This is a genomic window from Actinomyces oricola, from assembly GCF_004104015.1.
Taxonomy (GTDB): Bacteria; Actinomycetota; Actinomycetes; order Actinomycetales; family Actinomycetaceae; genus Actinomyces; species Actinomyces oricola.
Genome location: NZ_RYFV01000010.1, coordinates 75,007 through 86,893, shown reverse-complemented (window position 1 = coordinate 86,893; position 11,887 = coordinate 75,007). Strand labels below are relative to the sequence as shown.

The window sequence follows — 11,887 nt, the reverse complement described above, 5'->3', positions numbered from 1 at the left end:
AGCACCAGCCCTACCTGACCGCCATCGCCGAAGAACACGGGTGAACGCCCCCGCGCCACCCTGAACTACCTCACCCCACGAGAAGCCTTCGAACGCCTCCTCGTTGCTTCCACCCCTTGACACCAAGGAGCAGCACCGACGCCAACGGGAGCAGCGCGAGGTAGAACCTCCCGACGGCGGTCCATGTGATGTGGCGCTCCACACCACCATCGACGCCCCGGTGCAAGTCACTGCAGAAAACAAAACTGCCCCGCCTGATGGCGGGGCAAGTTTCGATTTTCTCATCTTACGTGGAGCTCAGGGGGCACGTGTCGAACCGGTGGAGCTGAGGGCGTGGCGCGATCACCTCTTGCTGGTATGGCAGGAGCCCCAGGCCGCATAGCCAGAATGGCCATTAGCGAGTTCTCCACCCAGGTCAATCGCGCACTGAAGAGGGACTCACGAACGGGGCGATCTTCTCTGCGATCGTCGCCACCTCGTCGTCGCCGGTCGTGAAGCCGGCGAGGTCGGGAAGGATGCCCGAATACTCCTTGACGTCGTCGAACGTGACCCCGTGGAGCACGGGAATAAGGGTCGGCTTGTTCAGCAGCGCTCCGAGCTCGCGCTGCGTCCAGAAGCGCCCCGCGAGGTAGGCGGCGGTCAGCACCGCGATGCCCGCGCTAGCCTTGCGCAGACCTGCGTCCATCTGGAGCGACTGCGACTTCCCGGGCTGGATGGCCACCGCGTCGAACCACACGCGCACGCCGAGAGCTTCGAGCGCCTGCGCCAGCTCGGTCGCGACGGCCTCGCCGTCGATCCGGGCATAGCTCAGGAAGACGTCGTACTCGCGACCGTCGTCGAAGTTGATGGCGCTCTGCACGCGCTCGACCAGCACCTGCTCGGCCGGCCGGTAGCTCACCTTCCGGCGAGTTCCGGCTGCGAGCTGGCGGTTGAGGTCGTCCACCACCTTCTGGTTATGGCGGTCCGCCTCGCGGTTGTGCTGCTCGACCTTGCGGTTGTACTCGTCGACGGCCTTCTTGTTCTCGCGGTTGACGCGGTCGATCTCACGACGGTTGTGGCGCTCGACCTCACGGTTGTAGTCATCCACCGCCTTCTTGTTCGCACGGTTCACGCGGTCGATCTCGCGCTGCGCCTTCCGCTGGGCTTCGCGCACCTGACGCTCGAACTGGCTGCGGCTCATTGCCATGGGTCTCGTCCTTCTGCTCGGGATTGGCTCAAGCGTAGGAGCGAGGTCTGACCAAACCCGTCGACTCCGTGTCGGAGGGCCGAGGGAGTTGGCTCGGAGGCAGCAGCGGCTGTTGCCGCCTTCGCTGAGTGGCGGCGCTTGCGCCGCCGGGTTGGTCATGTGGAGCTGAGAAGACGTAGCAAAGTCTTCGTGATGTCCAACAACCTTGTTGAGTGTAACGACCTTGTCAAATCCTTGCAGACGAACCGCTGACGTTTGTTCCGTGGACACGAGGTGAGAGCCCACGAGGTGGGCCCCCACGAGCGAGCGACGTTGCTCGGAGTGCGCTGGCGCGCGTGGTCGACGTGGCGTCGACCGGGAGGGCGCGTGGCGCCGGAAGGAGGTGCTGACCAGGCAGCCGCAGACGGCTGCTCGGTGACCTGCTGACGGAGGGCGGTGGCCGAGATGGCTGAGCTTCTGACTGTGCGAGAGGCCGCGGAGGCTGGCTACGGAGCCCGCTCGACGCTGAACCTGTGGATGTCCAAGGACTTGGTAACGAAGCGCCGGGTGGGCGCCGGGGTGCGGCTGGACCGCGCCGAGCTGGAGGCCGTGAGCGGTCGTCGCGGGGCGAAATCGCGCCGGCGGCTGCCGGACGCGAGAGCGTGGCTGAGTGGGCGCAGCGCCAGGCGCTGGCCGCTCCCCCGCTGGGACTGAACGCGCTGGAGGTCGTCGGAGCTGTCATGACCGAGGCGCGCGAGCAGCGCGCTGCCGGCGTCGTGGAGAAGGCGAGGGCGGCGTGACGCGGGATCACGACAGGCCTGGACACAGTTTCGCCAGTTCGATAGGATTCGAGGCATCTAGGGCGAATCCCGACGGAGAGTGCGACACGGAAACCGCACTCTCCTAGCTGGCCGCACGGCCGACGTCGCATCACCACTTTGCTGCCCACCCGTTCCGGAAGACCCTCAGCGTCTTCCGTCGAGCCGGTAGGGCAGCGTTTGTCGTGCCGGAGAAGCACGAGGTGCGCGACATGAGCGTCGTGATCATTTCGACCGAGCAGGTCACCGCAGCGATGCGACCCCTCAAGGAGATCGAGGCGGAGTTCGGCGTCGTCCGATCGACCCTCGACAACTGGGTGCGTGAGGGCAGTCTCACGAAGTACAAGCTCGGCTACGCGATCCTCTTCGACGCCGAAGAGGTGGCCGTGAGGGCAGCCCAACGGCGAGCCCAAGGTGTTCGTCGAGCAGAAGGGCCGCTGCGCGGTACTCCTGGGCGTGGAGGGGTGGCGTGAGATGAACCCCAAGACGAAGTCCGTTCAGGCCGCCACGGCCGACGAGAGCCCCGAGCAGGTCGTCGAGGACGTCGGGGCAAACGAAAGCCACCCCCAGGGCGAGGGGGCGGCAGACGTGAAGGCTAGCGATCAGAGCGTTCCTTGCGAGAACGATTCCCATTTTACCCACGCGGATGAGGATGGGGCAAGCGCGCAAGACGATGGATCGAAGGCGAGCTCCCAGGTCGAGCACGACGCAGCGTGGGCGGCACAGACCCCCGCCAGGTTCTACGCCGCGGTCACCGACGAGGTGCTTGCCCGGATGGCATCCGAGAGGCCGATACCCGATGCGGCGACCACCCTGCGCGCCGTCCTCGACGCTACGAACGAGGCGATCAGCGAGGCCAACCGGCTGCGCGGGGACGCCTACGGGCGGCTGCCGTTCCACAAGGCGCTCACTCCCAAGCAGGTCAAGTTGGTCGCGTCTGCCCTCGGGACGGAGGTCGACCCTGCTCTCGTCGTGGCGACGACCAGCGCTCCCCCCGCCGAAGCCGGCCCCCGCGCGCGAAGGCGATGGCAAGGGCAGCACGACGATCAAGGCGGCAGAGGTGGTCCGCAAGTTCGGCGAGCTCTTCGAGCTGGTGCTGAGCGAGGACGGGGTTCCCTACGGCGTCCCCGTCGACGCCGAGACCCTGCGGGTGGCGAAGCCGCTCGCCGCGTGCGAGGGGACGCTCCGCCGCGCCTTCTGGAAGGAGTACGGAGAGACGCTCACGGCTGACGCCGTGAAGAACGCGCTCTCCACGGTCAGCGCCATCGCGGCCGAGGAGGCGCCTCGCGTCGTGGTCAAGATGCGGTCCAGCGACGAGGGCGACCGCGTGGTCATCGACCTCGGGCGCGACACGGGTGAGCTGGTCGAGATCACGGCCGAGGGCTGGCGCGTGGTCCGCTTCGAGGACGAAGATCGCCCTGACACCGTGTGGACGCGGTCAACCGCGCTGCGACCTCTGCCGGTCCCGGAGCGCGGCGGCGACAGGACCCTGTTCGCCACGGCCCAGGACCTGGACCCCGATTCCGACATAGCGCGGCTCCTGTGGGGTTGGCTGCTCAGCGCCTACCTGCCCGAGGTCGCCAGCCCGATCGCGTGGTTCACGGGGGCGCACGGGTCGGCGAAGACCACCCGCTCGCGCAACCTGCTCGCGCTCGTCGACCCGGTATCGGCACCGAGCGCGAAGGCGGCCAGCGAGACGGACGACAACGTGCGCGCCGCGACGCGCTTCGTGGTCTCGATGGACAACGTCGGGACGAAGATCAGCGCGGCCACGAGCGACTGGATGGCTCGCATCGTCACCGGCTTCGCCGACGACCGGCGCGTGCTCTACACGAACGGCGAGATGTACTCCAAGTTCATCAAGCGCCCCATGGCCGTCACGTCGATCGTCATGCCGGCCGGGCTCGGCAGCGACGCGGTCGAGCGGCTCATGCGGCTCGACCTGCCGATGATCGACGAGAGCGAGCGGCTCACCGAGCGCGAGCTCAACGAGAGGTACGAGGCGGCAACGCCCTACATCTTGGGAGCGCTGTTCGACGACCTGGCCGGCGTCATCGCCCACCGGGACGAGGTGCGGGACCTAGTGCACCGCAAGGTCGTGAAGCTTGCGCGCATGGCGGACCACTCCGAGGTCCTGCACGCGCTCGACATCCACCTGGACCAGGTCGGTGCCCCGGACGGCTTCCACGAGACGTTCTTCAACAGCGTCAAGCAGGGTCTCGCCGCCCAGGCGATGGATGACCCGGTGGTGACGGCACTGCTGCGCCTGGTGCCCGAGCGGGACAGGAAGTGGGAGGGCACGCCCGACGACCTGTACCAGGCCATCAAGCCCTTCCGCCCCGAAGACGACCGGGCCGGCTGGCCGACCTCGCCTGTCTCCCTGGGCCGCATCCTGAAGACCAAGCAGATCGCGCTGCGCACGATCGGGATCGAGGTCGAGCAGGGGCACAAGAAGATCGGCACCAGCTCGATGCGGTGGAGGACGGTCATGAACGTCGGCGTGACCGCGGACGATGTTCCCGGCGCTTCAGACGACGCCGTCGACGAGGCGCTCGCGGCAGCGGAGGCCGACGCGTACCGGGCCGCGAGGAAGGAGGCGGACGCCCACACGACTCACCGCATCCTGGCGAACGGCGGGCGGACGCAGGGGTCGGCGTGCGTCGTCGAGCGCGTCGCAGCCTGCGACTACCGGATCTTCAGCGGCAGCGGCGACGCCGACCCGTCGCTGTGGGACGCACGGGCCCAGACGTACAACGGCAGCTTCGCCAAGACCTGGACGGAGCTTCCGATCAAGATGAGGTGATGCTGCGGACGAAGCGTCGACGCCCTGCGATCCGAGACGACGGATCGCAGGGCGTCGCGTCGTCTTGAGGCGCTTCGCAGGGGGCGATGGCGGTCATCCGGTTGATAGGTTGACAGCTGCGTTTTCCATCTGTCACCCAACCTGTCAACCGTCAACCTGCCGCCGGAACCATGCATCCCTCCCTGACCGTGCCCCGGCTAGACCAGGGAGTGGACCTAGGGACGCTCGGGCTCGCCGGGCTCCGCCCGGCGAGGGGCACAGGCAAGGGGCGGTGGATGGGTGGTGCGTGGCACCTGGCTGCGAGAGTCTCGCAGCGAGCCCCTGCGCCATCTCCTGTGTGCTCTGCCCTTGAGGGAGGGGCGCAGCCCCTACCGGCGCCAGCGAGCCCTAGAGGGCCGCCAGGCCCGAGCAGGGCGACGCCGACGGCCGCAGGCGGTGATCCTCCGCGTCATCGCGCAGCTCAAGTTCTACGCTGTGATCACGAAGACCCCGAGGGGGTGAATGGTGCCGATCGTCTTCGAGGAACTGAACCCGGGCAACGAGGTCGTCTGGGCGAACGGTCGTATGCCCGACCGCGTCTACGCCTATCGGAGCTTCATCGCCCAGTTCGGTCGAGATGCCGGCTACCCGGCCCGCTACGTGTACAAGGTCTTCGACGAGATGGAGGACCTCGATGCTGACGACGACTGGGAATGGGAGGGGTACGTGGTGAGCACGACGCCCGGCGGCAGGAAGCAGCTCCGGCTGGAAGTCGCGCGCCACGCCGGCGCCGTCCGCGAGATCGTCCTCCAGCGCGTGCCGACGGATCCCAACGCGACCAAGGTGGAGCAGATGCTGCGCCTCGACCGGGACCAGTCGACCCGCCTCATCGATCTCGTCAAGGCGCTCGACTCGATCCCACCCGACGGCGACGAGAGCGTGCGTGTCGACGACCAGCTGCTGCGCGACGTCTTCTCGGACCCCAACGCCCTGGGACGGGCGTACGCGCAGGACCCCGAGCGCTTCAAGGAGCTCATCCGCACCGACGCGACAGCCCAGGACGTGATCGCTCTCCAGCGCCGGCGCGACGTGGTGGACACCATGCGCAGCTGGCTGGACGACGACGCGGCGTTCGACGCCGAGAGCAAGGACGCCGGCGGCCCCGAGAGGGCGTGGCAACGCCTCTTGGAAGCGAATCCCTGGGTCCTCGGGGTCGGCCTCGGCGGCCAGCTCCTGACGTCGTGGGACCACGAGAAGCTGGAGCAGGTCACCAGCGGCGCAAGCATCAAGGGGGCCGGGAAGCGCACGGACGCTCTGCTGCGCACGAACGGCATCGTCCGGTCGATGGTCTTCGCGGAGATCAAGCATCACCGCACAGAGCTGCTGGCGAGCACGCAGTACCGCTCGGCGTGCTGGGGACCGTCCACGGAACTGGCGGGAGCCGTCGTGCAGGTGCAGCAGACCGTGCGCATGGCAGTCCGGGACCTGGGTGAGTATCTGGAGGACAAGGCGTACGACGGCTCGCGCACTGGGACGGGCACCTTTATCATGCAGCCGCGCGCCTACCTGGTGGTCGGCTCTCTCGACCAGCTGGAGGGCACCGGGGGTCCGATCGACGACAAGGTGCACAGCTTCGAGCTCTTCCGTCGCAACCTCGCGCACCCGGAGGTCATCACCTTCGACGAGCTGCTGGCGCGGGCGGAGTGGCACGTGAAGCTGGCGGAGGAGCAGACCGGCGAGCTGGACGACGAGGAGCACCCCGAGGCCTGGGAGACGGTCACCAGCGGAAACGTTCGACAGACGCCCTGGGACCAAGACATTCCGTTCTAGCCACGCATGGCTGCTGCTGAGTTCCCGGTCACCACCGGTACGCCTGCGGCGGCTGATACCGGCCGTGCCGGGCGCGCTCCTCGTGCGTCCACGCGGGCACGTCGCCAGCGGGCAGCACGCGACGCGGGTCGACGGCCTCCAGGTGCCCTCTCGCCCACTCGACGAACGCGCGCCCGTCCTCGCCGGCAGTGCGCTCGATCTCGTCGACGAACGCCATCATCTCGCGGTGCCTGATCCAGGCGTCGGCACCGGCGGCGAGCGCCACCTCCCAGACCTCGTAGCCGCGACGCAGGCGCTCGATCCGAGCGGCCTCCTCGCGGCGCAGCCTCTCCTCCTCCTGGCGCCGACGCCGCTCCTCCGCGAGCCGCACGGCTCGCGCACTGGCCTCCTCGACGGCAGCCAGGACGGCGGCGAGGTGGTCTTCGACCGTGACGCGGGAGCCGTCGGTCCACGAGGTCCCGGTCTTGCGCCCTTCGCGGTCCGTCAGGTGGAGCCTGAGCCGCCCGTCGCCGACGTAGTCGTACTTCGGCGCCCAGACGTGCTGGCCCTTGGCGCGACGCGCGGCTTCCTCCTTCGTGTCCTCGTGCGGTCGCCGCTTCGTCACCTCGCTGAACACGATCCCGACGGGCGCGTGCCCGGCGTCCAGCAAGAACAACGCCCGGCTGTCGTAGCGCACGTAGGTGCTCCGGTAGCCGTCAGACTCACGGCGAGCCTCCACGGGCGTCACCTCCCAGCCTCGCGCCAGCGCCTCTGTGACGAGGGCGTGAGCCACCAGGACGCAACGTCGACGCAGAGGTTCTGGCAGACGTCCTGGCCGGTCCCTGAGCTCCTTGACGGCAGGGTGAGGCCGTCTGACGACCTGGCGCAAGGGAACCTGCTTGTCGGGCTCCTGGGGCGCCGGAGCCTGCATCGCTGGCTCAGACGGCGGCGGCTTCTCCGAGGTCGCGGACTCGTCAGGACGCCTCACACACCGCTTTCGTTCCACCGGTCGTCTCTCAGCCTTCTCGGGCTCCCCCGGATACCTGCCGTGCTCGACGTAGTACCGCCCCGCGACCGTGAGCTCGGCGGACCACCTGCCGCCGGGGCGACGCACCTTGACCAGGCCGCGCCCCGCCAGCGCGGCGGCGCTCAGCTTCATCTCGTGCCGCGGCGGGTCTTGGGAGCCTCCGGCGGCGAGCCAGTCGAGCACTGCGCGCTGGGCTTCGTTGACTGGTCTCGGAGTCATGGAGAAACCCTGCTGCCCAGGTCCACTCAGGCCGTAGCGAGGCGCGCGAGGGCTCGGACCCCTGCCGTGAACTGGTCGAGCTGAAGCCTCACGTGCCCGTTCTGGAGCCCCTGGCCGCTCACCCCGAGCTCGTGCAGCTTCAGCTCCATGAGCTCGTCCGGCACGAGTCTCGGGACGGTCCGGTTGATCCAGGGCCACCGCTCTGCGGCCTCGGGGTCGTACTCAGCCGTCCTGGCGACGTAGTCGGCGGGCTGGTGCTCAGGGTCGTCGGCGACCTCGACAACGGCGTAGCAGTCGTGCGTGTCCTTGGCGCAGGCCATGACCAGGTCACCTGCGCGGAAGCCGGGCTTGCCCTTCTTGGGGCTCGCGAACCACGAGTCCTCGCGCCACCCGTCCAGCGCCAGCTCACCGTACTCCAGCTTGAGCCAGAGCCCACGGCCCGGGTCTCGCGCGTCGGCGAGCAGCTGCTCTGCCATCTGGAGGGCCGTCGTCGCATCGAGCTCCTCGCTCGGAGCGGCAGGCTGCCGCGTGAGGCGCTCGGACTTCGCGAGGAGGTCGGCGAGGTCTGCCCGGGTGACGACGCGCGCGGGCCACGCCTCGACGGCACGCCTCGCGTCTTGGGCGTCGTCCTCCGAGAGCACCACCCCGAGCTCCCGGTTGGGGGTGGCCGAGCTGCCCAGGCCCGCTCCCGTGAGGTTCGCCGACCCGAGCATGGCTCGTGAGCCGACCAGGAAGCACTTCGCGTGCAGGCGATCGGCGTGGCGCACCTCGACCTCCGAGTCGAGCAACCGATCGAGACCCTTCACCGACAGGTATCCGTTGGCGACCGCGCTCGGGTCCAGCGTGGTGACGAGCACGAACTGATGAGGACTCGCCTGCGCTGCCGAGGCGATGCGTGCGCAGACGTCATATGCCAGATACGGGCTCGTGAGCAGCACGGGCCCGTCGAGCTGCGCGAGCGCAGCCTCCAACCAGTGCTGCGCGCTCCCTACGACCCGTGGTTCGTCACCCATGCTCCGAGGCTAGTGATCGCAGGGCCCGAACGGCCGTTCGACACGGTGCACCCCGACGAACACGGACCACCGCGACCTCTTGTGCGTACAACCACATCGGCGTAGACTTTCGTCGTACACATCAGACTACACGTCTTAAGAGGTTGTTGAACACTATGGAGAAGAACGTGAGAGGGACCAGCCAGGTGGTCGGCTACGCCCGCGTCTCCTCCTCCGACCAGAACCTCGACAGGCAGCTCGACGCCCTCGGCGACGTGGACCGCCTGTTCGTCGACAAGACGTCCGGCAGGTCGGCCAAGGACCGGCCGGAGCTCCGGGCGATGCTCTCCTACGTCCGCGAGGGCGACGTCGTCCGGGTCAAGAGCCCCGACCGGCTGGCCCGCGACACGATCGCCCTGCTGACGACCGTGCGTGACCTGGGCGAGAGGGGCGTCCGGGTGCAGTTCCTGGACATGCCGGAGCTCAGCACCGACTCCCCCAACGGCGAGTTCGTCCTGACCCTCATGGGGGCCGTGGCCAAGCTGGAGCGGCGCATGATCCGCGAGCGCCAGGCCGAGGGCATCGCGCTCGCGAAGGCCGCGGGCAGGTACGACCGGGGCCCGAAGCTGACGACCGAGCAGGTGGCGGCGGCGCAGCAGAAGGTGGCCCTGGGCGTGCCGAAGGCGGTCGTCGCCCGAGAGCTGGGCGTCTCCCGATCGACCCTCTACGCGGCGCTGTCCGGGACGGGGCGGTACGCCGATCAGCCCCCGACCGGCTGAGCAGGAGAACTCAACGGCTGGCCCGACGACCCGTCGGGCCCGGCCTCCCGACGAGGAGGCCGGGCCACCTCCGTGGTGGTCGTGACGAAGGACAGGCGAGCGGCGTGCCCGCCGGGAGCAGCTGAGCTCCACCGTCACGACAGGAACCACCATGAGCAACTTCACGCAGGCCGAGATCGACGACATGGTCGCCGGGCACGAGAGCCGCCAGCGGGCCCACGACGAGGCCCTGCTCGACGACATGGACTCGGGCCGCCAGATCGACCTGATGCTCACGGAGGCCCAAGGCCAGACCGAGGACAGCTTCTTCGAGCCGTGGGACGAGATGAGCTTCCAGGAGAAGTACGAGTACGCGTCCTTCACCTGTCCCGGCTTCAGTCCGCTCGCCGTCGTCCACGACATTGACGAGTCGGCGCACCGCCGGACGTGCCCCGATCGCGCGGCGTGCTGCCGGTGCTCGGGCTGCGAGGGCGGCATCCCGTGCGCGCACTGGGCACCGGAGGCGATCGCCGAGCACGAGCGCAGGGAGGCCGAGCAGGCCGCCGACCGCGAGCGCTGGGAGGCCGAGGAGCAGCGAGCAGACGCCGAGATCGAAGACCTGCGACGTCGTCTCGCGGAGGCCGTGGCCAAGCGTGACGCCGCTCAGCTGGGCGTCGAGGGTGCGAGGTGACCACGATGAGACCAAGCACCTCTCCCCCGTCGTCCTCGCCCTCGCGACGCTGTCGCTGAGCGGAGCGCCGTCTACGTCACCGATCCATCGCCCGCGCCCACGACGTCGCAGACGGCGCCCTCCCGCCCGACGGCCGTGCCCAGCGGGTCGAGCTCCTCGACGGGCACCACGGGCTCCTCCAGCGCGTCCAGCGCCACGACGGCACCCGACCCGAGCGCGACGGACCTCCCGCTCGCCGAGGTCGAGACGACGCCCTCCCAGGGCATCCCGGCGACGAGCCCCGTGTGGGGGCGGACGAGCCAGGTCGTCGTCTACCCGGTCGCGCAGATGCCTCCCGGCAGCTACCAGCTCCAGGGCGACATGTCACAGGCCGTGCGCTGCCAGGCGCGAGCCTACGCCGACGTCCAGCGCACCGACTCGGTCTACGTCTCGGGCACCAACGGCCCGTTCAGCGTGCCCGACGAGGCGGTCATGGTCGTCCTCGCCCACTGCGAGGCCCGGACGCGCAGCTCCAAGGTGATGAAGAAGGCTCCGAAGGAGCCGAAGCCGACCAGCGTCAGCACGGAGCTCGTCGCCCCCTGACCCGACCAGGACCATGGCCGACCGGCTCCCGCCGGTCGTCGACCAGCCGGGTGGCCGGCACCAGCGAGTCCACCAGGGGCACAGGGCCCAGGGCTCGAGAGATGGAGAACCGTCATGGCTACCACCGACAGCTACCCCGTCGAGCACCAGCACGTCGTCGAGACGTTCGACCTCGACACGGACGGGCCAGACGCCGCGAGCGTCGCGGCGGCCCAGGAGCGCGCTGCCGAACTGCTCGACGGCGCACGCGTCGTCTCCCAGCGCGACGCGAGGCAGGCATGACGATCAGCGGCCTGCGGATGGCGCCCGGCACGCTCTGCCGGGAGCCCGGCTGCGGCGAGCTCGCGACCCGCGAGGTCTTCATCGCCGAGCAGTCCATGACGCTCGTCCTCACGAGCCTCTACAGCTGGTACGTGTGCGAGGCGCACGTCGAGGCCGCGTGGGACGAGGCCGAGACCACGGGCGCGATCATCGAGGCCGTCGAGGAGCGCGTCAACTACCACCCCTGCCCAGGCGGCACTACCCGGACAGGCACAGCAGCCCGCGACCGTCGCGGGCCCCGGCAGCAAGGAGATCAGCGATGAGCACGAGCATGTACGACCACGTCAAGATCGACCGCCAGCAGGCGGCCGAGATCCAGCGGATGATGTCCGGGCCCGGCGGTCGCAAGGCCGTCGAGCAGCGCTACGGCAAGGACGTGGCGTCCTCGCCCGAGTACAAGCTGGCCGAGCGCCGCCGTGCGGCCGTGGCCCGCGAGGAGAAGGCCCGCCGCCAGCAGGCGGCAGAGGCTTCTCGCCAGTCACAGGCGAAGCAGCGCGAGGCCACGTCCCGCTCGCAGGCGAAGGCCGGCACCCAGAGGGCCGTGCCCGAGCAGGACAAGGCGAAGGCCGAGCAGACGAAGGTCAAGGCTGCCTCGAACCGCGAGCAGGCCCTCAAGGCCCGCGAGCAGGAGAAGGAGCGCGGCCGGGAGGGCGCGTCCCGCTGACGCGTTCGTCCTGGACCACACCGGGACCCTCGGGCGAGAGCCGCCCGGGGGTCCCACGT

The 11,887-nt window shown here is 69.3% G+C and carries 14 protein-coding genes; 10 read left to right on the top strand and 4 right to left on the bottom strand.

The window, feature by feature from the left end:
• Positions 1–415: 415 nt before the first annotated feature.
• Positions 416–1,186 (bottom strand): toll/interleukin-1 receptor domain-containing protein, encoded by a 771-nt coding sequence (locus EUC46_RS05845; RefSeq protein WP_164918759.1) that lies wholly within the window; start codon positions 1,184–1,186, stop codon positions 416–418.
• 641 nt (positions 1,187–1,827) lie between these two features.
• Here EUC46_RS05845 and EUC46_RS12515 point away from each other — a divergent pair.
• The 4 genes from EUC46_RS12515 to EUC46_RS05830 all read left to right on the top strand — a co-directional run bounded on the left by EUC46_RS12515 (position 1,828) and on the right by EUC46_RS05830 (position 6,595).
• Positions 1,828–1,965, top strand: a complete 138-nt coding sequence (locus EUC46_RS12515) for a hypothetical protein (protein WP_164918758.1) — start codon at positions 1,828–1,830, stop codon at positions 1,963–1,965.
• A 230-nt stretch (positions 1,966–2,195) separates the two neighbouring features.
• The gene (locus tag EUC46_RS05840; protein WP_128773248.1) at positions 2,196–2,456 is read left to right on the top strand and encodes a DNA-binding protein; all 261 of its coding nucleotides are present in this window, start codon (positions 2,196–2,198) and stop codon (positions 2,454–2,456) included.
• Positions 2,457–3,043: 587 nt separating this feature from the next.
• Positions 3,044–4,786, top strand: a complete 1,743-nt coding sequence (locus EUC46_RS05835) for a hypothetical protein (protein ID WP_128773247.1) — start codon at positions 3,044–3,046, stop codon at positions 4,784–4,786.
• 501 nt (positions 4,787–5,287) lie between these two features.
• The gene (locus EUC46_RS05830) at positions 5,288–6,595 is read left to right on the top strand and encodes a Shedu immune nuclease family protein (RefSeq protein ID WP_128773246.1); all 1,308 of its coding nucleotides are present in this window, start codon (positions 5,288–5,290) and stop codon (positions 6,593–6,595) included.
• A gap of 28 nt (positions 6,596–6,623) precedes the next feature.
• On the opposite strand, the gene EUC46_RS05825 is transcribed toward EUC46_RS05830, so the two are convergent.
• Positions 6,624–7,820, bottom strand: a complete 1,197-nt coding sequence (locus EUC46_RS05825; protein WP_128773245.1) for a hypothetical protein — start codon at positions 7,818–7,820, stop codon at positions 6,624–6,626.
• Between the two features lie 26 nt (positions 7,821–7,846).
• On the bottom strand, positions 7,847–8,677 hold the full coding sequence (locus EUC46_RS05820; RefSeq protein ID WP_338324466.1) for a phospholipase D-like domain-containing protein: 831 nt from the start codon (positions 8,675–8,677) through the stop codon (positions 7,847–7,849).
• A gap of 323 nt (positions 8,678–9,000) precedes the next feature.
• Here EUC46_RS05820 and EUC46_RS05815 point away from each other — a divergent pair, with 323 nt between their 5' ends.
• Together EUC46_RS05815 and EUC46_RS05810 are read left to right on the top strand one after the other, a co-directional pair.
• On the top strand, positions 9,001–9,591 hold the full coding sequence (locus EUC46_RS05815; protein WP_241655424.1) for a recombinase family protein: 591 nt from the start codon (positions 9,001–9,003) through the stop codon (positions 9,589–9,591).
• 151 nt (positions 9,592–9,742) lie between these two features.
• Positions 9,743–10,261 carry a hypothetical protein gene (locus EUC46_RS05810; protein ID WP_128773243.1) on the top strand — a complete coding sequence of 173 codons (519 nt, stop codon included), beginning with the start codon at positions 9,743–9,745 and terminating at the stop codon, positions 10,259–10,261.
• 71 nt (positions 10,262–10,332) lie between these two features.
• On the opposite strand, the gene EUC46_RS13290 is transcribed toward EUC46_RS05810, so the two are convergent.
• On the bottom strand, positions 10,333–10,458 hold the full coding sequence (locus tag EUC46_RS13290; RefSeq protein WP_277750479.1) for a hypothetical protein: 126 nt from the start codon (positions 10,456–10,458) through the stop codon (positions 10,333–10,335).
• An 85-nt stretch (positions 10,459–10,543) separates the two neighbouring features.
• Between EUC46_RS13290 and EUC46_RS05805 the strand changes: the two genes are divergently transcribed.
• The 4 genes from EUC46_RS05805 (at position 10,544) to EUC46_RS05795 (ending at position 11,828) form a co-directional block, all read left to right on the top strand.
• Positions 10,544–10,843: a hypothetical protein gene (locus EUC46_RS05805; RefSeq protein WP_128773242.1), complete on the top strand. Its 300-nt coding sequence runs from the start codon at positions 10,544–10,546 to the stop codon at positions 10,841–10,843.
• Positions 10,844–10,957: 114 nt separating this feature from the next.
• Positions 10,958–11,125 carry a hypothetical protein gene (locus EUC46_RS12510; RefSeq protein ID WP_164918757.1) on the top strand — a complete coding sequence of 56 codons (168 nt, stop codon included), beginning with the start codon at positions 10,958–10,960 and terminating at the stop codon, positions 11,123–11,125.
• On the top strand, positions 11,122–11,427 hold the full coding sequence (locus EUC46_RS05800) for a hypothetical protein (protein WP_128773241.1): 306 nt from the start codon (positions 11,122–11,124) through the stop codon (positions 11,425–11,427). The genes EUC46_RS12510 and EUC46_RS05800 overlap by 4 nt, the downstream gene beginning before the upstream one ends.
• Positions 11,424–11,828, top strand: a complete 405-nt coding sequence (locus tag EUC46_RS05795) for a hypothetical protein (protein ID WP_128773240.1) — start codon at positions 11,424–11,426, stop codon at positions 11,826–11,828. The genes EUC46_RS05800 and EUC46_RS05795 overlap by 4 nt, the downstream gene beginning before the upstream one ends.
• Positions 11,829–11,887 lie beyond the last annotated feature (59 nt).

Coding starts and splice junctions, on each gene's coding strand:
- EUC46_RS05845 (WP_164918759.1), bottom strand. CDS start 1,186: ATGGCAATGAGCCGCAGCCAGTTCGAGCGTCAGGTGCGCGAAGCCCAG.
- EUC46_RS05840 (WP_128773248.1), top strand. CDS start 2,196: ATGAGCGTCGTGATCATTTCGACCGAGCAGGTCACCGCAGCGATGCGA.
- EUC46_RS05830 (WP_128773246.1), top strand. CDS start 5,288: ATGGTGCCGATCGTCTTCGAGGAACTGAACCCGGGCAACGAGGTCGTC.
- EUC46_RS05825 (WP_128773245.1), bottom strand. CDS start 7,820: ATGACTCCGAGACCAGTCAACGAAGCCCAGCGCGCAGTGCTCGACTGG.
- EUC46_RS05810 (WP_128773243.1), top strand. CDS start 9,743: ATGAGCAACTTCACGCAGGCCGAGATCGACGACATGGTCGCCGGGCAC.
- EUC46_RS12510 (WP_164918757.1), top strand. CDS start 10,958: ATGGCTACCACCGACAGCTACCCCGTCGAGCACCAGCACGTCGTCGAG.
- EUC46_RS05800 (WP_128773241.1), top strand. CDS start 11,122: ATGACGATCAGCGGCCTGCGGATGGCGCCCGGCACGCTCTGCCGGGAG.
- EUC46_RS05795 (WP_128773240.1), top strand. CDS start 11,424: ATGAGCACGAGCATGTACGACCACGTCAAGATCGACCGCCAGCAGGCG.